At 60.5% G+C, this 20,540-nt stretch carries 18 protein-coding genes; 14 read left to right on the forward strand and 4 right to left on the reverse strand.

Annotated elements, in window-relative coordinates; translation table 11 throughout:
- Positions 1-12: 12 nt before the first annotated feature.
- Entirely contained in the window at positions 13-1,788 is a 1,776-nt protein-coding gene (locus DWA01_RS18965; RefSeq protein WP_114287376.1) for a hypothetical protein, read from the reverse strand.
- Positions 1,789-2,427: 639 nt separating this feature from the next.
- Between DWA01_RS18965 and DWA01_RS18975 the strand changes: the two genes are divergently transcribed.
- The 4 genes from DWA01_RS18975 (at position 2,428) to DWA01_RS18990 (ending at position 6,044) form a co-directional block, all read left to right on the forward strand.
- The gene (locus DWA01_RS18975; protein WP_136057781.1) at positions 2,428-3,162 is read left to right on the forward strand and encodes a hypothetical protein; all 735 of its coding nucleotides are present in this window, start codon (positions 2,428-2,430) and stop codon (positions 3,160-3,162) included.
- Between the two features lie 4 nt (positions 3,163-3,166).
- Complete coding sequence (locus DWA01_RS18980) at positions 3,167-3,826, forward strand: hypothetical protein (protein WP_114287379.1); 660 nt, start codon at positions 3,167-3,169, stop codon at positions 3,824-3,826.
- Positions 3,827-3,924: 98 nt separating this feature from the next.
- A complete protein-coding gene (thpR, locus tag DWA01_RS18985) occupies positions 3,925-4,467 on the forward strand; it encodes an RNA 2',3'-cyclic phosphodiesterase (protein WP_136057782.1) in 543 nt (180 codons plus the stop codon).
- Positions 4,468-4,616: 149 nt separating this feature from the next.
- Positions 4,617-6,044 (forward strand): mannose-1-phosphate guanylyltransferase/mannose-6-phosphate isomerase, encoded by a 1,428-nt coding sequence (locus DWA01_RS18990; protein ID WP_114287381.1) that lies wholly within the window; start codon positions 4,617-4,619, stop codon positions 6,042-6,044.
- A gap of 74 nt (positions 6,045-6,118) precedes the next feature.
- Here DWA01_RS18990 and DWA01_RS18995 read toward each other — a convergent pair whose 3' ends face one another.
- Positions 6,119-6,964, reverse strand: a complete 846-nt coding sequence (locus tag DWA01_RS18995) for a sterol desaturase family protein (protein WP_114287382.1) — start codon at positions 6,962-6,964, stop codon at positions 6,119-6,121.
- A gap of 96 nt (positions 6,965-7,060) precedes the next feature.
- Between DWA01_RS18995 and DWA01_RS19000 the strand changes: the two genes are divergently transcribed.
- The 10 genes from DWA01_RS19000 (at position 7,061) to DWA01_RS19045 (ending at position 18,242) form a co-directional block, all read left to right on the forward strand.
- Complete coding sequence (locus DWA01_RS19000) at positions 7,061-7,720, forward strand: ArsR/SmtB family transcription factor (RefSeq protein ID WP_114287383.1); 660 nt, start codon at positions 7,061-7,063, stop codon at positions 7,718-7,720.
- 293 nt (positions 7,721-8,013) lie between these two features.
- A complete protein-coding gene (locus DWA01_RS19005; RefSeq protein ID WP_114287384.1) occupies positions 8,014-9,147 on the forward strand; it encodes an MHYT domain-containing protein in 1,134 nt (377 codons plus the stop codon).
- Positions 9,148-9,507: 360 nt separating this feature from the next.
- A complete protein-coding gene (locus tag DWA01_RS19010; protein ID WP_114287385.1) occupies positions 9,508-10,362 on the forward strand; it encodes an FAD binding domain-containing protein in 855 nt (284 codons plus the stop codon).
- An 11-nt stretch (positions 10,363-10,373) separates the two neighbouring features.
- Positions 10,374-10,865, forward strand: coding sequence for a (2Fe-2S)-binding protein (locus DWA01_RS19015; protein WP_114287386.1), 492 nt, complete (start codon positions 10,374-10,376; stop codon positions 10,863-10,865).
- Entirely contained in the window at positions 10,862-13,288 is a 2,427-nt protein-coding gene (locus DWA01_RS19020; RefSeq protein ID WP_114287387.1) for an aerobic carbon-monoxide dehydrogenase large subunit, read from the forward strand. Before DWA01_RS19015 ends, DWA01_RS19020 begins: the two co-directional genes overlap by 4 nt.
- 61 nt (positions 13,289-13,349) lie before the next feature.
- Positions 13,350-14,225 carry an AAA family ATPase gene (locus DWA01_RS19025; protein WP_114287388.1) on the forward strand — a complete coding sequence of 292 codons (876 nt, stop codon included), beginning with the start codon at positions 13,350-13,352 and terminating at the stop codon, positions 14,223-14,225.
- A complete protein-coding gene (locus DWA01_RS19030; RefSeq protein WP_114287389.1) occupies positions 14,222-15,409 on the forward strand; it encodes a vWA domain-containing protein in 1,188 nt (395 codons plus the stop codon). The genes DWA01_RS19025 and DWA01_RS19030 overlap by 4 nt, the downstream gene beginning before the upstream one ends.
- Positions 15,406-16,269 carry an XdhC family protein gene (locus DWA01_RS19035; protein ID WP_114287390.1) on the forward strand — a complete coding sequence of 288 codons (864 nt, stop codon included), beginning with the start codon at positions 15,406-15,408 and terminating at the stop codon, positions 16,267-16,269. Before DWA01_RS19030 ends, DWA01_RS19035 begins: the two co-directional genes overlap by 4 nt.
- 97 nt (positions 16,270-16,366) lie before the next feature.
- Positions 16,367-16,816 (forward strand): SRPBCC family protein, encoded by a 450-nt coding sequence (locus DWA01_RS19040; RefSeq protein WP_114287391.1) that lies wholly within the window; start codon positions 16,367-16,369, stop codon positions 16,814-16,816.
- Positions 16,817-17,114: 298 nt separating this feature from the next.
- Positions 17,115-18,242, forward strand: coding sequence for a DNA alkylation repair protein (locus DWA01_RS19045; protein WP_114287392.1), 1,128 nt, complete (start codon positions 17,115-17,117; stop codon positions 18,240-18,242).
- 120 nt (positions 18,243-18,362) lie between these two features.
- On the opposite strand, the gene DWA01_RS19050 is transcribed toward DWA01_RS19045, so the two are convergent.
- The gene (locus tag DWA01_RS19050; RefSeq protein WP_114287393.1) at positions 18,363-19,748 is read right to left on the reverse strand and encodes a lyase family protein; all 1,386 of its coding nucleotides are present in this window, start codon (positions 19,746-19,748) and stop codon (positions 18,363-18,365) included.
- A 38-nt stretch (positions 19,749-19,786) separates the two neighbouring features.
- On the reverse strand, positions 19,787-20,533 hold the full coding sequence (locus tag DWA01_RS19055) for an amino acid ABC transporter ATP-binding protein (RefSeq protein WP_114287394.1): 747 nt from the start codon (positions 20,531-20,533) through the stop codon (positions 19,787-19,789).
- Between the last annotated feature and the right edge of the window lie 7 nt (positions 20,534-20,540).

Raw genomic sequence — 20,540 nt, forward strand, 5'->3', positions numbered from 1 at the left:
CCTCTCAAAATATCAGGCCGCCAGAACGCTTTCGATCCTCTTCAGTGCATCGGTTGCGGTTGAAGTGATCGCAACATTTGCAAAGCCGTTGCCTGCATCGACATCGGCAAAGAAGGGCGCCTGCAACTCGGACTGATATTCAGTAAGCAATTTGCGCGCCTCGTCCTTCAGCTTGTCACGCGCACTGCCGGCCTCAGTGTTCACCACCTCATCCAACTTGTCTTCCAGACGCACATCCAGCGCCTTGATATAGTCAAACAGCGAATTGACGTTGTCGGCGACCTCCTGGAGTTCCTCATCGCCGGAACAGACGGAAAGAATTGCGGCTTTCAGCTTGTCCATTTCCGCGTTCATTTTGCCACGCGCACCGACCCAGTTCAGCCGGGAGGTGGCGATTGGTTGCACCTCGGGGGAAATGTCCTCGCCATGGGTGGATTTCCCCATCGCCTCGCCAGCCCGGATCATCTCTTTTATCTTGGCGACGAGCTCCCAGGCCTTGTCCAGCGCAAGGGGGCTGGGGATCTCGGTCAGCTGGTCCATGAAAAATTTAAAGCTGACGGCATTTTCGATCATGCCCGTGGAGCTTGCCCTGGCCGCCAGCGGCGACAGGCGATCGATCTCTCTCTGCAAGGCCGCACGGTCGCCACCCTCTTCTCCTGCCGGATCTGCCGGTGGTGGCGCTGGCGCGGTTTCTGCGCCGGTTTCGGCTGCGGTTTCTGCGGCGGGCGCAGCTTCAGGTGCGGCTTCTGCGGCGGGCGCGGATTCCGGGGCCGGCGCCGCCCGCAGTTCAGTGAGTTTGGCTTCGATCTTATCCACCGCCTGGGCGGCCCTGGCTGTGTCGCCGGCTTTGATCACATCGACGACGGATTTGATCGCTTTCATCAACTGTTGCGCAACCGCGTCCGGCAGCCCGCCGAGCTGCGCCTGGATTGCTTTCAGCCGGGTGGCGAGTTCACGGGCATCCGGCACTGCCGCGGCGGCAGGTTCTTTGGGCGTGTCCTCTGTGTCCGGCGCGGCGGCGGGCGCCGCCCGTGCCTCAAGCCCGTCCAGTGCGGCTTCGAGCTTTTGTATCAGCGCGGCGGCCTTGTCGAGGTCTTGCGCCTTGACCAGCTCCACGGCGGCTTTGAATGCGGGCGCGAGTTTTTCAACCGCGGCAGGTGGCGCGGCTTTGATCCGGGGTGCCAGCGCTTTCAGCTGCGCCGCGATCGCATTAACGTCGGGTTCTGCAGCGGCAGCTTCCGGTTCAGCGGCGGCAGGTGCCGCAGCTGGCGCGGCCGCGGCCTCGGGTGGTGGCGGTGGCGGAGGGGGCACCTCGGGCGCCGATCCGGCCGGTGGTGGCGGAGGGGGCGCCTCGGGCGCTGATCCGGCAGGTGGTGGCGGAGGCGGTGCTTCCGCGGCTTCGTCCTCTTCGTCCAGCTCGGGATCATAGGGCAGCTCTTCAATATCCTCTTCCAGAAGATTGCCATTGGCATCGAGGATCTGGATGTTTACCGCCACCTTTTCGGACTTGAGATATTTTTTGAGTTTGCGTGCCATCGCCGGCACTTCGCGTTCGCAGGTCAACGACAGGATTTTGCCCGTCAGCTGGCAGGTGCCAAAGGCGACCTTATTACCAACACCGTCTGCTTTGGTCGCTTTGGCGATGGTCTTGGGCTGTTTGATCCGGTGCATCGCGAACAGATGTTCGTCATTGTTGCTGCCGGGATTAAAAGCAAAAGGCATCGGCCCCTTGCGCGCCAGCTTGATCATTTTTTTAAGTTCAGGCCCTTCAACGCCAAATTCAGACATCTCATACCCCAAAAAATTACACGGAATAAATATGTTAACGTAATAAAGGTTAGCCGCTCTATCAAATTTAGGGAAGCCACTTTAACTACAGGCGAGTCCAAGAATGCAAACTCGCCTTTATTACAATCGATTTTCTCATATTTCAAACAAATCATACCTGACACGGTGAGATTCTTCGCCGGATCGCGACTCAGTACAATTTAGCTGAGCTAATAAATTCCACGCTAAACCACCGCGCAGCTCGGCGTTTTCGCGCTGGTCCGACGGACTGTTAAACAGGCCAGCGCCCGCCCCGGGCATCGTATCCGGCGATAAGGCAAGACACCAAGGTGCTGATAAACAGATCTAAATCTGAGCATTGCGGAAAAGGTTTGAGTTCCAGTTGCGGCAGGACCTGAGGCGCAACAAGCCCGCTGATCAGACACTTCAGCACCGGTGTCAGGCGCCAGCACATCCCCCGGCACTGCGGTCTGAAACCGGTGGAACCTTCATTTCTGATGCGGCCCGGTGACACTGAGCCCGGGCAGCGCCGGGACGGGCACGCCAGAGGCGCGAACGCCGGGCTGTTGTGTTAACCTTGGTAAATTCGGCGCCGGAATATTTCACCGGCACCTTCGGGTGAAACAGATTGGATTTATAATGCGATGTTTAGTACCTTCGTTTTCTGTTCTGATGGCGGCGTTGGCCGCGGGGACAGCACTCGCCGGCAGCAACGATGACCCATGGCAGAAAAACGTAACTTTACTGGCGATCCCTTCGGCGACGGTGGCCCCGTCCGGACTGGTGTTTACCTCCCTTTCCGCGCCGACCAATGGAGACAACGCGTCTGCCGCAATCGGGGTCGGTTTTGGCGATGCCACAGATGGCATCGGGCTGCAACTTACCAGCGTGGTGAGCGCCCCGGCCAACGGGCTCGACAGTTCCGGTTATTTCAGCCTGCGTGGTTCGGCCCGTATTGGCCAGGGTGCCACACCGGTCTACCTGGGTATTGGAGCCGACCACATCGGCATCTGGGGCGATACGCCTGACCGCGACGTAGGTTTAACAGCGATGCTGACTGCCTTCCCGGTACTCACAGCGGCAAACAGTGGCAATCGTTACCCGATGATGGTGACCCTTGGCGGCGGCACCCATGTGCGCAACGGCGACACGGATCCGGGCCTGTTTCTGGGCGCGGGCATCGGGCTGAGTGAAAGCATTGGCGTCAGCGCGGCCTGGAGCGGCGACAGCTTCGATATTGGCGCGTCTTTCCGGCCCGCAAACATTGACAATATGCGCATAAGCGCGGTGGTCACCGATGCGTTTGACAGCGACGACAATCAGCGGCTGACGCTGTCTTTCAGCTGGTTCTTCAACAATATGTTTGGCGGGTAGCGTGATGAAAACTTTCAGAAAAAAAATGGCGGTAATTTGCCTGACCGGCGCGGTGTCGCTGACGGGTTCAGAATTGGTGGCGCAGGAAGGCGGAGAGGGAGACACTTCGCCCCCACCAGTGATCCCTGTCAGCCCGGTTGAGCCGGTGTTTGTGCCGCCCTTTGTGCCGCCGGCACCGCCCCCCGGCACCCCGGGCGCGCCAACGGCAACCTTTGATGAAATCACCGACAGTATCGTCGCCAGCCTGGAACAGGCGAGTGCCTTCTGTAGCCGACTGAGCGAAAACGCCTATGTGGTTGATTGTCTGTCTGAACGGCTGGAGCAAGTGGCGGCGGCGATGCCGGACAGCGGTGAATTCGCTGAAGCGCGCGCCACGATCAAAGACACCGCCGCGAAGCTGAACCGGCTGGCACGGGCGCACCGCGACTTTGATCTGCCGCGCGGCCGGGCCCGGGTTGGTGGAGAAGGACCGCCGACTACGTCCCGCGCCCTGACCCCGGTTGAAAGTGCCTCACTTGCCGCTGTGAATACTGAGGCGCTGGCCATTCTGAACGAAGCGCAAACCCTGCTTCTGCGCTCGGCGGAAAGTTCGCAAGCGCGCCAGATCCAGTATCAGCGCATCGCTGAGGCGCTCGGCTCAAACAAGGTTCTGCTGCGCTCCTGAAGACGGCCTGTTCTGCGGCACTCCGGACCGGGGCGCCCTGCCCCCTTCCCTGACGGCGCGCTCCCAAAAGGCGGCGCGGCGCAAAACACGGAGTGGAAATGCGGAGTTTTCTCGCCATAGAGCTTCCGGAATCGCTCGTTTCCGAGCTGACAGAACTTCAGGCACGGCTGCCGGTCGGGCGCAAAATGCCGGAAGAAAACCTGCATCTGACGCTGGCCTTTCTTGGCGATCAATCCGGCGAGGCGCTGGAGGATCTGCATTTCCGCCTGCAGCGGCTGCAGGCGGCGCCGTTTGAGCTGACGCTCAGCGGGCTGGATTGCTTTGGCGGCCGCAATCCCAGGGGGCTGGCGATCATGGCGGATAAGAACCGTGCGATTGCGCAGTTGCACCACCAGATCCATAGCGCGCTTAATGCCTCCGGGCTGCAGCCACGCCGCGAGCGGTTCCGGCCGCATGTGACCCTGGCCCGCTTTGGCCGCAGCCTTTCAGAGGCAGAATTGCACAGGTTGCAGGGTTTTTTGGGCGAATGGCTGGATTACCGCGCCCGCCCGGTTCTGGTGCACAGCTTTTCCATGTTCCGCTCGACGCTTGGCCCTGGTGGAGCGGTGCACGACATACTGGGGCAGTATTCCCTGAATTGAGCGCGGGCTTCCTCCGCGCCGCAGCCCGTCAGCGGCGCTCTGATTGCCGGGTGGGGCCGGAATTTGTCACAACAGGATATTATCTGGTGCGTTGCAACTATAGGTTGGCAGCGGAACTGTTTTGATTCGGACCATAGATAAGAGACGTTATGACCATTACCCCCATTCTTCTCGCCGGTGGATCCGGTACCCGTTTGTGGCCATTGTCACGCAAAAGCTATCCCAAACAGTTTTCCACCCTGATTGGCGACGAGACCCTGTTTCAGGGCTCGGTCAAACGGCTGACCAGCGGCGCGTCGGTGTCCTTTGCGCCGCCGTTGGTGCTGACCAATTCGGACTTCCGTTTCATTGTCACCGAACAGCTGGCTGGCGTTGGCATCGATCCCGGCGCTGTTCTGATCGAGCCTCAGGGCCGCAACACGGCCCCTGCGGTGCTGGCAGCGGCGCTGCATCTGGCGGCGACGGACCCGGAGGCCATCATGCTGGTGGCGCCTTCCGATCATATCATCCCCGATACTGAAGCCTTTCACGCAGCGATTGCGGAGGGGCTGAAGGAGGTCGCCCGCGGGCAGCTGGTGACATTCGGCATCACCCCGGACCGTGCCGAGACCGGATACGGGTATCTGGAACTGGCGGCGGAACCCGCAGGACCGGAGGCCGTGCCGCTGAACTCGTTTGTCGAAAAACCTGACAGTGACCGCGCCGAAGAAATGCTCGCGGCGGGAAATTACCTGTGGAACGCCGGGATATTCCTGTTCTCGGTCCGTGACATCGTTGCCGCCTATCAGCGCCATGCCCGTACTTTGTTTGAACCGGTGAAAGCGGCGGTGGACAATGCCCGCGCTGATCTTGGTTTTCTGCGGCTGGCGCCAGAAGACTGGGACCGGGCGGTCGATATTTCCATCGACTATGCGGTGATGGAAAAGGCCGACAACCTGTCGGTGGTGCCGTTCAGCAGTGGCTGGTCTGACCTTGGGGGCTGGGACGCGGTCTGGCGCGAGGGGGACGCTGACAAAAACGGCGTGGTGCTGAGCGGGCCGGCAACGGCGATCGACTGCTCCGGCAGCCTGCTGCGCTCAGAAAGCGAAGGCCAGCAGATCGTCGGCATTGGCCTGGAGAACATCGTAGCGGTGGCACTGCCGGACGCGGTTCTGGTCGCCGATATGAGCCGGGCCCAGGATGTGAAACTGGCGGTGCAGGCGCTGAAGGACAAAGGCGCAGTCCAGGCCCAGTCCTTTCCCAAAGATCACCGGCCCTGGGGCTGGTTTGAAAGCCTTGTTGCGGGCGAGCGTTTTCAGGTGAAACGCATTCACGTACACCCGGGCGCGGCGCTGTCGCTGCAAAGCCATTTCCACCGCTCCGAGCACTGGATTGTGGTTGAGGGCACCGCCCGTGTGACGATCAGTGACGAGGTGAAGCTGGTGACCGAAAACCAGTCGGTCTATATCCCGCTCGGGGCGCAGCACCGGCTGGAAAACCCTGGCAAGCTGCCGATGGTGCTGATTGAAGTGCAGACCGGCGCCTATGTCGGCGAAGACGACATCGTGCGCTACGAGGATGTTTACGCACGCGACTGAGTGACCTGGTGACCGTTAAAGGGCATGTCGGTGACATGCCCTTCTGATCAGAGTTGGCAGGCGCAGGCGCGCACTCAGCTGTCGTCGGACCTTTTGCGGTTGATGGAATAGTTGCTGGCGGCACCGCGCAGCGGCTGGACCAGCATCCGGTCCAGCCAGAGATCCCGGCGGGTGCGGAATTGCTTGATGCCAATGGCCATGTCTTCATGCCCGTCACGTGGCTGCGCCAGATAGGTGCCCAGCAGCCGGTCCCACCAGGGCACATTAAAGCCAAAATTACTGTTGGTCTCTTTCGGGTGGATCGAGTGGTGCACCCGGTGCATGTCCGGCGTCACCACCAGCAGGCGCAGCACCCGGTCAACTCCAAACGGGATGCGGATGTTGGAATGGTTGAACAGCGCGGTGGCGTTGAGCACCACTTCAAACACCAGCACCGCAACCGCCGGCGGGCCCAGCGCAATGATGACCATGAATTTGATCCCCATAGAAAGCAGAATCTCAATGGGGTGGAACCGCAGCCCGGTGGTGACGTCGAAATCCAGATCGGTATGGTGCATCCGGTGCAGCCGCCAAAGGGCGGGCACCGCGTGGAACATCACGTGCTGCAGATAAATCGCCAGATCAAGCACCAGCATGGAGAGCAAAAAAGCGGCCCAGCCCGGCAGGTCAAACAGATTGAACAGGCCCCAGCCCTGCTGCTGCGCACTCAGTGCCAGCCCGACCGCCGCCACCGGAAAGGTCAGCCGCACAAAGATCGTGTCCACCACAACCAGAGCCAGATTGTTGCTCCAGCGCAAGAGCCGGGGGATTTCGTTGCGGCGCCGCGGTGCGGCCAGTTCCCAGAGCGCCATGGCGGCAAGGATGCCAAGAAAAAACGACAAACGGATCACCGGTTCATTGCCAAGCAGAAGCTCACTCATAATACTGGTCCTTCATGGTCCTGATCCTTGCTATTCAGCGGCCCGCCCGCTACAATCAATAAGTCGCTTGAATGTTATATTGTGAGGAAATGCTGAATGTCAACCGGACCCAAACAGGCTTTATTTGCCGAGTTCGCCACCATCGGCCGAGCCCTGGGCAATGCGCACCGGATTGAAATGCTGGAACATCTGGCCCAGGGCGAACGCGGGGTGGACGCGCTGGCGCAGCGGGTCGGCCTGTCGGTCGCCAACACCTCGCAACATCTGCAACACCTGCGGCGCGCCGGTCTGGTCACGTCCCGGCGCGACGGCAAGTTTATTCTGTACCGGCTGAGCGACGATTCTGTGACCGGGCTGCTACGCACATTGTTTGAGCTCGGCGAGCGCAATCTGACCGGCGTGGATTACGTCCTGCGCGGCTATTTTGAGGACCGCGACAATATGGAGCCGATCACCCGGGAGGCGCTGCTGGAGCGCAGCCGCAGTGGCCAGGTCACGGTTCTGGACCTGCGCCCGGAAGACGAATTTGCCGCCGGCCATCTGCCCGGTGCAGTCAATATACCGCTGGAGGAGCTGGAAGCCCGTTTGGCGGAGCTGCCGGACGGTTGCGAAGTGATTGCCTATTGCCGCGGTCGCTACTGCGTGTTGTCTTTTGAAGCGGTGGCCACATTGCGCGCCAAAGGTATCAAGGCCCGGCGGCTGGAAGAAGGCATGCCGGAATGGCGCGCGGCCGGGCTTCCGGTTGAATACGTCTGAGACACGGCAGACAGGCGGATAGCAAGCCTCACCCACCCACCGGCCGCAGCACCGTGACACCGCCCGCGCCACGCCCGGTACGCACGTTTGCAGCACAGACTGCCGCCGGCCCGGGCGCCGCCCCTGTGCCGGCACCAATGCCACCGGAGATCTGCATTTCCGCCAGGTCTGGCCGGATTTGACTCTGAGCACGCTCTCACTCTATTTTGACGGCGTTTTAACGACGTGCGTTTTTCCGCCCGAACAACTAAATAGATATTTGATCGCTCACATAGAACCGGCTTGGGGAGAAAATGGCCTTTCTGGAACATTCGCACAATCCATGGCTGGTTCTGGCCTCTCTTTGCATCGCGCTGATGGCTGGGTTTACCGGCTTGTCGCTGACAAAAGGGCTGTCAGAACAAAGTTTTGCCCAGCGCAAGATCAGCATTTCTTTCGCCTCCATCGCTTTGGGCGGCGGCATCTGGGCGATGCATTTTGTCGCCATGCTGGGGCTGCAACTGCCGGTGTTGTTCTATTATGACCTGCTGACCACGCTGGTCTCGGCGCTGGTGGCCATCCTGATGATGGGCTGTGCGCTGCTGCTTCTGCATTTTCGCCAGCGCACCCCGGCCTCGATCATCCTGGCGGGCGGGATCGTCGGCGCGGGCATCCTGGCAATGCATTTTATCGGCATGTCAGGGCTGGAGCCCTACCGCGCGGTCTATACCGCGCCTGGTATCGCAATAACGATTGTGGCCTCTGTCGCCCTGAGCATCGGCGCCTTTTGGGTGGCCTATGGTCATCGCACCCGGCGCAATATTGTGCTGGGCACCCTCTGTTTTGGCCTCGCGGTCTTTCTGGTCCATTTCATCGCCATTTCCGGCACCGGGTTTGCGGTGGCCGAAGACGGTGTCACCAGTGGCGCGCTGATCAGCAACGAAGTGCTGGCCATTGGGGTTGTGCTTGCCAGTTTTGTCATATGTGCCGGATTTCTGATGATGAGCGCGACGTTCCTGCCCACAGATGGCACTTTAGAGCCGCGCCCCGCCCCTGCGCCGGACGGTGCCGAGGACGCGCCCGGAAAAACAGCCGTTGTTCCTGCAACAGAAGTGCAGCCCCACATCCCCTATGAACACTCGGGGCGCACTTTGTTCATTGACCGCTCTGAAGTGGCAGCGGTGCGTGCCGAGGGGCGCTATACCGTGCTCTATACCCGCAAGGACAAGCTGTTCTGCATCTGGCCAATCTCAGAAGCAGAGTCGCGGCTCTCGGGCAGCCAGTTTGTAAAAGCCCACCGCTCCTATCTGATCAACCCGGCCCATGTCAGCGGTTTTGAGCGGCTCAAGGACAACGGCGTGTGTCACTTTGACGAGATCGAAACCCTGAGTAAGGTTCCGGTCAGCCGGTCCTGTCTGGTGGCCGTGCGCGAGTCCCTCGGGCTGTAGCCGGCCCTTCGCCTCCGCACCCCCGGTCCGTTTCCGTCCTGCGCGCCCGCGCCTTTTCTCCTGCGTCACCGGCCGCCTTACCTCTGCCGCCGCCCTCCCTCTGCCGCCGTCTTTCCCCAACAGCCGCATTCCTTCTGTGTCCCGATCTGCTGTCTGCCTGCGCCCGCCCTGGCGGCGCGCGCCGCGCCTGCCTTGCCTCCACGCCGCCGCCCCACTCATTCGCAACTCATTCGCAACTCATGCGGCAATGGCGCATTTCATGACTTTATCGGAGCGTTTTGTTCCGTAAGCACGGCTCCTCTCCAGATTGATGCCTAGGTTCCCTCAATAGTATTTGTGACGGATTTGGGAGGAACCAGAATGATACCGGGTGCATTTGAATATTATCGTCCGCGCGGCGTGGAAGATGCGATCGCCATTCTTCAGCAGCACGGGGACGATGCAAGGGTGATGGCCGGCGGCCACAGCCTGATCCCGATGATGAAACTGCGGATGGCAGATGTTCCGCATCTGATCGACCTGCAGGACATCGCATCGCTGAAAGGGATTACCGTGTCAGCCGGCCAGGTGACGCTCGGGGCAATGGTGACCCAGCACGAGCTGATCAACAGCGCTGAACTGCGCGAGGCCGCGCCGGTGCTGCGTGAGACCGCGCTGCAGATCGCCGACCCGCAGGTGCGCTATTGCGGCACCATCGGCGGCAATGTGGCCAATGGCGATCCGGGCAATGACATGCCGGCGCTGATGCAGTGCCTCGACGCGGAATTCACTCTGGTTGGCCCCAACGGAAGCCGGGCAATCAAAGCACGCGAATTCTATGAGGCGGCTTATATGACCGGACGCGAGGATGATGAAATTCTCACCGCGATCCGCTTTGACGTCAGCGGCGCCGGCTATGCCTATGAAAAGCAAAAACGCAAAATCGGTGATTATGCCACCGCTGCGGCGGCGGTCCTGCTGACGCGCGAAAACGGCATGTGCACCGGGGCCTCTGTGGCGCTGACAAATCTCAGCGATGTGCCGGTCTGGTCTCAGGCTGCGGGCGCCGCGCTTGAGGGCACAGACTGCAATGACGCGGCGATCAAAGCGGCGGTCAAAGCGGCGCTGGCGGAAGCGGATCCCACTGAGGACAACCGCGGCCCGGTCGCATTCAAGCTTCATGTTGCCGGTATCATTATTGAGCGCGCGATCAGAACCGCATGGCAGCGGGCATAGGGGGGAATACAATGTCAAAGATGCAAATAAAACTGACCGTGAACGGCCGCGAACGTGAACTGCTGGCTGAGCCGCGTGAGTTGCTCATCCACCTACTGCGCGAAGAGCTGAACCTCACCGGGCCCCATATTGGCTGCGACACCTCGCACTGCGGTGCCTGCACCGTGGAGATGGACGGCAAGTCAGTGAAATCCTGCACCGTTTTTGCCGCCCAGGCCAATGGCGCTGAGGTCACCACCATTGAGGGGCTGGCGGAGCCCGGCAGCCTGAATGTGCTGCAAAGCGCCTTTCGCGAACATCACGGGCTGCAATGTGGCTTCTGCACTCCGGGTATGATCACCCGCGCCCATCGCCTGCTGCAGGAAAACCCGGATCCGAGCGAAGAAGAGGTCCGCTTTGGCATGGCCGGCAATCTGTGCCGCTGCACCGGGTACCAAAATATCGTGAAATCAATTCTGGCCGCAGCGACTGAGCTCAACGCCGCCAAGGAGGCTGCAGAATGAACGATCTGACCCCTGACAGCGCCGCACGCGCTGCAAAACTCAAAGGTCTTGGCTGTTCGCGCAAACGCGTGGAAGACGTGCGTTTCACCCAGGGCAAAGGCAATTATGTCGATGACATCAAATTGCCGGACATGCTGTTTGGTGACTTTGTGCGTTCGCCCTATGCCCATGCCCGTATTAAATCGATCAACATTGACGCGGCGATGGCGCTGCCGGGTGTGATTGCGGTGCTGACCGCCAAGGATCTGGAGCCTTTAGGCCTGCACTGGATGCCGACACTTGCCGGCGACAAACAAATGGTTCTGGCAGATGGAAAAGTACTGTTCCAGGGCCAGGAGGTCGCTTTTGTCATCGCTGAGGACCGCTATATCAACGCGGATGCGATTGAGCTGGTTGAGGTAGAATACGAAGAACTGCCGGTGCTCACAGACGCCAACAAGGCGATGGATGCGGATGCGGTTGTGCTGCGCGAAGACCTTGCGGGTCAGACCAGCGGCGCGCATGGCGAACGCCGCCATCACAACCATATTTTCCGCTGGGAAGCCGGCGACGAGGCCGCCACCAATGAGGTGCTGGAAGCGGCCGACGTCGTGGTCGAAGAAACCGTCTATTACCACCGCACCCATCCCTGCCCGCTTGAAACCTGTGGCTCTGTCGCCTCAATGGACAAGACCACCGGCAAGCTGACGCTGTGGGGCACCTTCCAGGCGCCACATGTGGTGCGCACAGTGGCCTCGCTGATTTCCGGCATTGAAGAGCATAATATCCGGGTGATTTCACCCGATATCGGCGGTGGGTTTGGCAACAAGGTCGGGGTTTACCCGGGCTATGTTTGTTCCATCGTGGCCTCTATTGTCACTGGCCGGCCAGTGAAATGGGTTGAGGACCGGATGGACAATCTGATGGCCACAGCCTTTGCGCGCGACTATTGGATGAAGGGCAAGATCAGCGCCACCAAAGAGGGCAAAATCACCGGCTTGCATTGTCATGTGGTGGCCGATCACGGCGCCTTTGATGCCTGCGCCGATCCGACCAAATTCCCCGCCGGTTTCATGAGCATCTGCACCGGCTCCTATGATATTCCCACTGCGTGGCTGGGTGTGGACGGGGTCTATACCAACAAAGCACCGGGTGGTGTTTCCTACCGCTGCTCGTTCCGGGTGACGGAAGCGGCCTATTTCATTGAGCGTATGATTGAAGTGCTGGCGATTGAGCTGGGCATGGATGCGGCGGAATTGCGGGCCAAAAACTTTATCGCAAAAGACCAGTTCCCTTATGAATCCGCGCTGGGCTGGGAATATGATTCCGGCGATTACCACACTGCCTGGACCAAAGCGCTGAAGGCGGTTGGCTACGATGATCTGCGTGCGGAGCAGGCCGAACGGATTGAGGCGTTTAAACGCGGCGAGACCCGCAAGCTGCTGGGCATTGGCCTCAGCCATTTCACCGAAATCGTTGGCGCGGGTCCGGTGAAAAACTGCGACATTCTCGGTATGGGCATGTTTGACAGCTGCGAAATCCGCATCCACCCGACTGGATCGGCTGTAGCGCGGTTTGGCACTATCAGCCAGGGTCAGGGTCATGCCACCACTTTTGCCCAGATCCTTGCCAGCGAGATTGGCATTGCGGCTGACAGTATCACCGTGGAAGAAGGCGATACCGACACCGCGCCGTACGGTCTGGGCACCTACGGGTCACGCACCACACCGGTTGCAGGCGCTGCCGCCGCGATGGCCGGGCGCAAGATCAGGGCCAAGGCCCAGATGATCGCCGCCTATCTGCTGGAGGTGCATGACGGCGACCTGGAATGGGACGTCGACCGCTTTGTGGTGAAAGGCGCGCCGGAGCAGTTCAAAACCATGACCGAGATCGCCTATGCCTCTTACAACCAGGCGATCCCCGGGCTGGAACCTGGTCTTGAAGCGGTCAGCTATTATGATCCGCCGAACATGACCTACCCGTTTGGCGCTTATATCTGTGTGATGGAGATCGATGTCGACACCGGCACCCATGAGATCCGTCAGTTCTATGCGCTGGACGATTGTGGCACCCGGATCAACCCGATGATCATTGAAGGGCAGATTCATGGCGGGCTGACCGAAGCGCTGGCGATCGCGATGGGTCAGGAGATTGCCTATGATGACATCGGCAATGTCAAAACCGGCACGCTGATGGACTTCTTCCTGCCCACCGCCTGGGAAACGCCGACCTACACCACGGACTTTACCGAAACCCCAAGCCCGCATCACCCGATCGGGGCCAAAGGTGTCGGCGAAAGCCCCAATGTTGGTGGTGTGCCCGCCTTTTCCAACGCGGTGCATGACGCCTTCCGCCCCTTTGGGCTGAAACAGGCGCATATGCCCCACGACCACTGGCGGGTCTGGAAAATTGCCAATGATCTGGGCCTGCACACGCAGGGTTAAGCCGAACTGAGACGCAGCTGCCCCGCCCCCGGGGCAGCTGACCCAACACGACGGACATGACATGACCTGGACCACACTTAAAACGGACATGGCCGCCAAAGGCTATATCGCCTCTGATGACCTGGCGATGGCGATCCATATTGCGCTGACGCTGGAGAGGCCCCTGCTGGTGGAGGGCGCCGCAGGCGTAGGCAAAACCGAGATTGCAAAAGTGCTGTCTGACCTGCGCAATTGCGAGCTGATCCGGCTGCAATGTTATGAGGGGCTGGACGCGTCCCATGCGATTTATGAATGGAATTATCAGCGGCAATTGCTGGCGATCCGCGCCGCCGCCGAGGACGGCGAGACCGGGCGGGCAGTAGAGTCGCGCATTTTCTCGGAAGAATTTCTGCTGCAGCGGCCCTTGTTGCGGGCGATCCGGCAGAACACGCCGCCGGTATTGCTGATTGATGAGATTGACCGGGCGGATGAGGAATTTGAAGCCTATCTGCTGGAGATCCTGTCGGAGTTTCAAATCACCGTGCCGGAACTGGGGACCCTTAAAGCGATCAGCCGTCCGGTGGTCATCCTGACCGCCAATGGCACACGCGACCTGTCAGACGCTCTGCGCAGACGTTGTATCTACGCCCATGTGGACTATCCGGACCCGCAGGCCGAGCTGGCAATTCTGCAGGCGCGCTGCCCCGGGGTCGAAACAGCGCTGGCGCGGCAGATTATCGCATTTGTGCAATCTTTGCGCAAAGAAGAGCTGGAAAAGCCACCTGGCGTGGCGGAAATGTTGGATTTTGCAGCGGCGCTGGCGGGGTTGGGGCTGAATGATCTGACCCGGGACCCGGTGATCCTGCAGGCAACACTGGCCACTTTGCTGAAAACGCAGCTGGATCGTGCCTCCATTACCACCGAGGTGGCCCAGCGGCTGGCCGGGGTCGCGGCATGAGCCAGGTCACCCGTTTCAGCGCCCGTGACAGCGGACCTGCCGCGCGGGTTGCCGGTTTTCTCGCCCATCTGCGCGCCCATGGTCTGCGTCTGGGCGTGGCGGAAACCGAGACTGCGCTGCGGGCCCTCCTGGTGATCGACGCCTGTGACGCGGAGCAAACCCGGCTGGCGCTAAAAGCGGTCTGCGCCGGTTGTTCTGAGGATGCGGAGCGCTTTGATCAGCTGTTTGACAGCTATTGGCGCAACGGGGGGCGTGTGCGGCAGAAAGTCGTCGCCAGCGCACCGAAAGCCGCGCCCAAACATACAAGGACCTCCCGCGAGCAGAGCGGGTCATCTGTCGACGGGCGTGGCGAGATTGACAGCCCGGACAGCGGCAATGAGCGTGGCGAAGCCAATAACGATGGCGACGGCAAGCTGGTGGCCTCGCAAGTGCAGAACCTGATGAAAAAAGACCTGCGCGAGCTGGTATCACCACAAGACATTGCTGCCGCCGAACTGGTGGCACGGCGTCTGGGGCTGGCGTTTCGCGACCACAGATCGCGGCGGCGCAAAGCCGCAAGCAAGGGCGATCAGATCGATTTCCGCCGGGTCGTGCGCAAGAGCCTGGCCACCGGTGGCGAGCCATTAAGCCTGCCGCGCCGTCGCCGTCCGGCGCGTCCGGTGCGCCTGGTGACGCTCTGTGATGTGTCCGGATCTATGACGGTCTATGCGCGGGTGTTTCTGTCGTTTCTCGCTGGGTTACTGCGCGCCGATACGACCTCTGACGCCTGGCTGTTTCACACCCGGCTGGTGCGGATCAGCGATGCGCTGCGTGATCCCGATCCGCTGCGGGCGCTGAACCGGCTGACGCTGCTGGCGGACGGGTTTGGCGGTGGTTCAAAAATCGGTGCGGCGCTGGATCAGTTCTCAAAATCCGCCGCCAAAAAATACGTAAACGGGCGCACGGTGGTGGTCATCCTGTCCGATGGATACGACACCGATCCGCCAGCGCTGATGGCCAGCGCCTTGCAGCGGATCAAAAAACGCGGCTGCAAAGTGATCTGGCTGAACCCGCTGAAAGGCTGGAAAGACTATGCCCCGGTTGCGGCTGGCATGGCGGCGGCGCTGCCGTTTCTGGACCTGTTTGCGGCGGCCAATACGCTGGCGGATCTGTCAGCACTGGAGACAAAGGTGGCACGGCTATGAATACATCCGACATGCTGGAAGACGAGATCACTGGCTGCGCCCATGATCTGCGTAAAAAAGGCACTGCTTTTGCCATTGCGACAGTGGTGCGCACCGTGGATGCGACCTCGGTGAAGCCCGGTGCGAAAGCGCTGTTGCTGCAGGACGGCGAGGTTTTAGAAGGCTGGATCGGTGGCGGCTGTGTGCGCGGTGCGATTGCACGCGCGGCAGTTGAAGCGCTGCGCGAGGGCACGCCGCGGCTGATTTCGCTGCGCCCGGAGGAGGTATTGGAACGCGAGGGGCTGCGCGCGGGCGACCGGGTGGACGGGGTTGAATACGCCCGCAACGGCTGCCCCAGTAAAGGCTCGATGGATATTTTCATTGAGCCGGTCCTGCCAAAACCCGTGCTGATGGTGCTCGGCAACAGCCCGGTGGCGCTGGCGCTGGCGGAGCTGGCGGCGGCGTTTGAGTTTCAGGTCACAGTGGAGGCGGATCCGGGCACGCCTGAGGACGGTGCAGAGACGCCGGACACGGCTGGCTCTCCCGACACACCGGGTTTACCGCGGCGTTTTATTGTTGTCGCCTCCCAAGGCAAGGGCGACCAGGCCCATCTGAAACGGGCGCTGGACCTGCGTGCTGACTACATTGCTTTTGTGGGCAGCAAACGCAAATTTTCCACCCTGGTGGACAAGTTGGTGGGCCAGGGGGCCGACCGGGAGCCTCTGCAACAGATTGTGGCGCCCGCCGGGCTCGATATCCAGGCGGTCACCCCGAAAGAAATTGCTTTGTCCATTCTGGCCCAGGTGGTGCAGCGCCACCGCCAGGGGCACCGGCAGGGCCACCGTCCGGATACGCAACAAAACCCGCATTCTGAGGGCTGAATCCGCGCTCCCGCCCCCCTGCCCCACATCATTGCCGCCGCCAGAGCTTTTGCCTGGCCGGCCACATCAAACACCCTGCATCTGAAAGGCTACAGACATGGAACTGAGCGACGAAATCGAAATCAACGCACCACAGGAACTGGTATATCAGGCCCTGAATGACCCGGAGATCCTGCGCCAGTGCATTCCCGGCTGCGAAGAACTGATCAAACATTCAGATACCGAACTGGAAGCCATCGTGGTGCTCAAAATCGGTCCGGTGAAAGCCCGGTTCAGCGGCAATGTCACGCTCGATACCGCCGGTGCACCGGATGGGTTTTCCCTTAGCGGCCAGGGCAATGGCGGCAAAGCGGGCCATGCCAAAGGCGGCGCCGATGTCACGCTGGAAAACAAGGGCGATGTCACCGTGCTCAGATACACCGCCAAGGCGGAAATCGGCGGCAAGCTGGCGCAGCTGGGCAGCCGGCTGATTGCAGGCACCGCCAAACGGCTGGCGGCGAAGTTTTTCAAAAAATTCGCGGACATCGTCGGCACTGTTGACGCCTGAACGGAGGCCTGAACACACGCCTCAAAAGGGGCGCCGATCCGGAGCCGCGTGATGGTCGCAGCCAGCACAATTCCGCGCGGCCACCGGCGGCCACCGGCGGCCTCCAGGCTGATCTCCGGCGATCTCCAAGCCCCCCCTGTTTGCCGGCAACAGCGGCTGGCAAGCAGGCGGCCCCGGCCCCGGCGGCAGAAAAAACTGCTTTAACTCCGCCCCGCCCTGCCCCTATCTGTTACGGGCCTGACCGGCTTTCCGGCAAGGCCCATAGTCAGACGGCCAGATGAGCGGAGCGCATACAGTTATGGAACCTTTTAAGAACTGGCTTTCACCGGAATTGGTGGTTTGTATTGCCGATCATCTGCAAACGCATGTCGACGAGTTTGACCGGCCGTCGTTCGAGCAACCGGTGCTGGCGGCGCTGCCGGCGCTAGAACTGAAACAGCGAGCGCAATGTATCGCCGATCATATCCACGCGGCGCTTCCGGCTGATTTTGCCAGCCGCAACAAGATCCTGCGGGCGATGCTGCACCCGGACGCGGAAAACGGCTTTGAAGGCGGCAGTGATGGCGCCGGGCTGCGCGGCTGGGGTATTTATCCGCTCACCATAGTGGTGGGACAACATGGGCTGGCGGATTTTGACGCCTCGCTGGAGCTGCTCAAAGAGATGACCAAACGCGGCACCTCTGAATTTGACGTGCGCCCCTTTCTGATGGCGGATCAGGCGCGCGCCCTGGCGATCATCACAGACTGGACGGTTGACGCGAACCAGCATGTGCGTCGCTGCGCCTCGGAAGGCACCAGGCCAAGACTGCCATGGGGCATGCAATTAAGCGGTCTGGTGGCGGATCCCGCGCCGCTGTTGCCGCTGTTGCGCGCCCTGCGGGACGACCCGGAAGAATATGTGCGCCGTTCAGTTGCCAATAGTCTGAACGATATCGCCAAAGACCATCCCGACCTTGTGGCAGACCTGACGCATGACTGGATGAAAGACGCCTCTAAGCCGCGTGAACGCCTGTTGCGTCACGCCTGTCGCACCCTGATCAAACAGGGGCACAGCCATGCGCTTGCGGCGTTTGGCATTGCGCCGCCGCAGCTGGAATTCGGGCCGCTGACGGTGCTGAGCCCGGTGGTGGAATTTGGTGGCGCGGTGGAATTCAGCGCGTCCATTGCCTCGACAGTTGCACTGCCTCAGGCGCTGATCATCGACTATATCGTGCATTTCAAAAAGGCGAACGGCACGCAGGCAGGCAAAGTGTTCAAATGGAAAAAGCTGACGCTTGAGGCCGGACAATCGCTGAAGCTGTCGCGCAAACATCCGATCCGGGCGATCACCACGCGGAAGTATTATGCCGGGCAACAGGCGGTGTCGCTGCGGATCAATGGCACGGATTTTGGCCGCGCGGAATTTGAGCTGCGCATGCCGGAGTAGAGCTGCGACAGCTTGAGAAAATCTGTGGTGGCCGCGATCAGGGCGCCTTTGGCGACAACGCTGCTGAAACCGCGTCAGCGGCCGGGGGTGGCCACAGCGTCATTGCCATCCGGGACTGGTCTAAGACGCCGCGCCCGTGGTTGCATCCGCCAGCGCCTGGCGCACGTCGTCTTCGGTCATCAGACCTTCCAGCACGATATTATCGGCCAGCGAAATGCCTTTGACCACGGAAGATTTTGCCAGTTCAGAAACCCGCACATAGCCAAGCTTGTGCAACAGAACCGTTGAAATCGCGAAAGAGGAGGCAAGGTTGGCATAGGAGCGGTTTTCGTCAACCCGCAGGCCTTCGATGCATTTGGATCGGAAAATCGTGCAGCCGTTGATCAGCAGATCCATCGCGTTGAACAGAGAATGCGCCATGACCGGCTCGAAGTGGTTGATCTCCATCTGGCCGCTCAGCGCCGCGATCGAAACCGTTGCGTCATGGCCCTGCACCATAAACGCCACCTGCTGCACCATCATGCAGATCACCGGGTTGACCTTGCCGGCCATGATGGAAGAGCCGGGCTGAACCGAGGGCAGGATAATCTCGCCAATGCCGGAATTGCCGCCGCTGCCAAGGATGACCAGATCAGCGGCGATCTTGCCGATGGTTTCGGAGAGGATTTTCAATTCACCAGAGAAGCGCGAAAACCCGTCGGCCGCCTGCATCGCGTCGAAATAATCATCCGGCAGGGTGATCCCGGTGGCGAATTCTTCCGACAGAGTGGCGGCGATATGGTCGTGATACCCGGCGGCGGCCCCCAGCCCGGTGCCAATGGCAGTGCCGCCCATGGGCACGGCCTGCAGCCCGCATCTCGCTTCGTTCAGATGGGAGATGGCGCGCTCCAGCGTGGCGGCATAACCGTTAAACAGCTGACCATAGCTCATCGGTTGCGCCGCCTGCATACAGGTCCGTCCCAGGCGCAGGACATCGCGGTATTCATCTGCCTTGGCGCGGAAGGCCTGCACCAGATCGCCGGCCGCATCAATCAGAGGCACCGCGCCGGTGACGCAGGCCAGTTTGACCGCCGTTGGAATCACATCATTGGTGGACTGGCTCAGGTTGATATGATCGTTGGGATTGATCCGTTTGAACGAGCCTAGAGGATCGCCGAGGATCTGACCGGCCCGGTTGGCGATCACCTCGTTAAAATTCATGTTGATTGAGGTGCCGCCGGAGCCCTCGGCCAGTGCCACGATAAAGTTGTCGTGGTGCTGGCCTGCGATGATCTCGTCGCAGGCGGAGTTGATCGCGTCGGCCAGATCAGGCGGCAGCGCGCCGGCACGTTTATTTGCCTGCGCCGCTGCTTTCTTCACTTTGGCCATCGCGATCACGAAGTTCGGGTAGGCGCTGGTGGCGCGCCCGATCAGACGGAAATTCTCCGCCCCCCGAACCGTGTTTGAGCTGTAAAGTGCTCCATCGGGGATGCTGACCGTGCCAAGGCTGTCTTTGTCTTTACGCATTGTGTTACCTCAGCCGGTCAGATCGCCAACGGATTAATTTACAGAATTTGACCGAGGAACTCGACGGTTCTCGGGTCTTTGGCGGCGTCAAAGAAGACGTCCGGCGCGCCATGTTCGACGATCACGCCCCGGTCGGTAAAGTAGATATGGTCGGCCACTTCACGGGCAAACCCCATCTCGTGGGTCACCAGAATGCAGGTCATACCGTCCTTGGCCAGATCCTTGATCGTGGTCAGAACCTCGTTGACGGTTTCCGGATCCAGCGCCGCGGTCACCTCGTCAAACAGCATCACATCCGGGTTCATTGCCAATGAGCGGGCGATAGCAACACGTTGTTGCTGCCCCCCGGACAATTCACCGGGATAGCTGTCTTCTTTGCCTTCCAGACGCACTTTCTTAATCAGCCGGCGGGCCAGTTTTTCAACAGCGGCCTTGTCATCCTTCAACACCAGAAGCGGGGCCATCATGATGTTTTCAAGCGCAGTTTTATGCGGGAACAGGTTGTACTGCTGGAACACCATGCCCACTTTTTTGCGCAGCTCCAGCTTGTCCAGATCCGGGTCGTTCACCTCCTGGCCTTCGACCAGGATAGAGCCGCCCTGAATGTCGTTCAGCGCATTGATACAGCGGATCAGCGTCGATTTTCCAGAGCCTGACGGGCCGATGATACAGATCACCTCGCCCTTCATCACATCCAGTGAAACGCCTTTCAATACTTCCAGGGCACCGAAGGACTTACGCACGTCCTTCACCGAAACCATCGGTTGATCATCAGTCCAGGTCATAGCGGGT

The organism is Candidatus Halocynthiibacter alkanivorans (assembly GCF_003333265.1).
GTDB lineage: Bacteria > Pseudomonadota > Alphaproteobacteria > Rhodobacterales > Rhodobacteraceae > Halocyntiibacter_A > Halocyntiibacter_A alkanivorans.

Excerpts from the sequence above, each read along its gene's own strand:
- DWA01_RS18965 (WP_114287376.1), bottom strand. The coding sequence starts at position 1,788 with ATGTCTGAATTTGGCGTTGAAGGGCCTGAACTTAAAAAAATGATCAAG.
- DWA01_RS18975 (WP_136057781.1), top strand. The coding sequence starts at position 2,428 with ATGCGATGTTTAGTACCTTCGTTTTCTGTTCTGATGGCGGCGTTGGCC.
- DWA01_RS18980 (WP_114287379.1), top strand. The coding sequence starts at position 3,167 with ATGAAAACTTTCAGAAAAAAAATGGCGGTAATTTGCCTGACCGGCGCG.
- thpR (WP_136057782.1), top strand. The coding sequence starts at position 3,925 with ATGCGGAGTTTTCTCGCCATAGAGCTTCCGGAATCGCTCGTTTCCGAG.
- DWA01_RS18990 (WP_114287381.1), top strand. The coding sequence starts at position 4,617 with ATGACCATTACCCCCATTCTTCTCGCCGGTGGATCCGGTACCCGTTTG.
- DWA01_RS18995 (WP_114287382.1), bottom strand. The coding sequence starts at position 6,964 with ATGAGTGAGCTTCTGCTTGGCAATGAACCGGTGATCCGTTTGTCGTTT.
- DWA01_RS19000 (WP_114287383.1), top strand. The coding sequence starts at position 7,061 with ATGTCAACCGGACCCAAACAGGCTTTATTTGCCGAGTTCGCCACCATC.
- DWA01_RS19005 (WP_114287384.1), top strand. The coding sequence starts at position 8,014 with ATGGCCTTTCTGGAACATTCGCACAATCCATGGCTGGTTCTGGCCTCT.
- DWA01_RS19010 (WP_114287385.1), top strand. The coding sequence starts at position 9,508 with ATGATACCGGGTGCATTTGAATATTATCGTCCGCGCGGCGTGGAAGAT.
- DWA01_RS19015 (WP_114287386.1), top strand. The coding sequence starts at position 10,374 with ATGTCAAAGATGCAAATAAAACTGACCGTGAACGGCCGCGAACGTGAA.
- DWA01_RS19020 (WP_114287387.1), top strand. The coding sequence starts at position 10,862 with ATGAACGATCTGACCCCTGACAGCGCCGCACGCGCTGCAAAACTCAAA.
- DWA01_RS19025 (WP_114287388.1), top strand. The coding sequence starts at position 13,350 with ATGACCTGGACCACACTTAAAACGGACATGGCCGCCAAAGGCTATATC.
- DWA01_RS19030 (WP_114287389.1), top strand. The coding sequence starts at position 14,222 with ATGAGCCAGGTCACCCGTTTCAGCGCCCGTGACAGCGGACCTGCCGCG.
- DWA01_RS19035 (WP_114287390.1), top strand. The coding sequence starts at position 15,406 with ATGAATACATCCGACATGCTGGAAGACGAGATCACTGGCTGCGCCCAT.
- DWA01_RS19040 (WP_114287391.1), top strand. The coding sequence starts at position 16,367 with ATGGAACTGAGCGACGAAATCGAAATCAACGCACCACAGGAACTGGTA.
- DWA01_RS19045 (WP_114287392.1), top strand. The coding sequence starts at position 17,115 with ATGGAACCTTTTAAGAACTGGCTTTCACCGGAATTGGTGGTTTGTATT.
- DWA01_RS19050 (WP_114287393.1), bottom strand. The coding sequence starts at position 19,748 with ATGCGTAAAGACAAAGACAGCCTTGGCACGGTCAGCATCCCCGATGGA.
- DWA01_RS19055 (WP_114287394.1), bottom strand. The coding sequence starts at position 20,533 with ATGACCTGGACTGATGATCAACCGATGGTTTCGGTGAAGGACGTGCGT.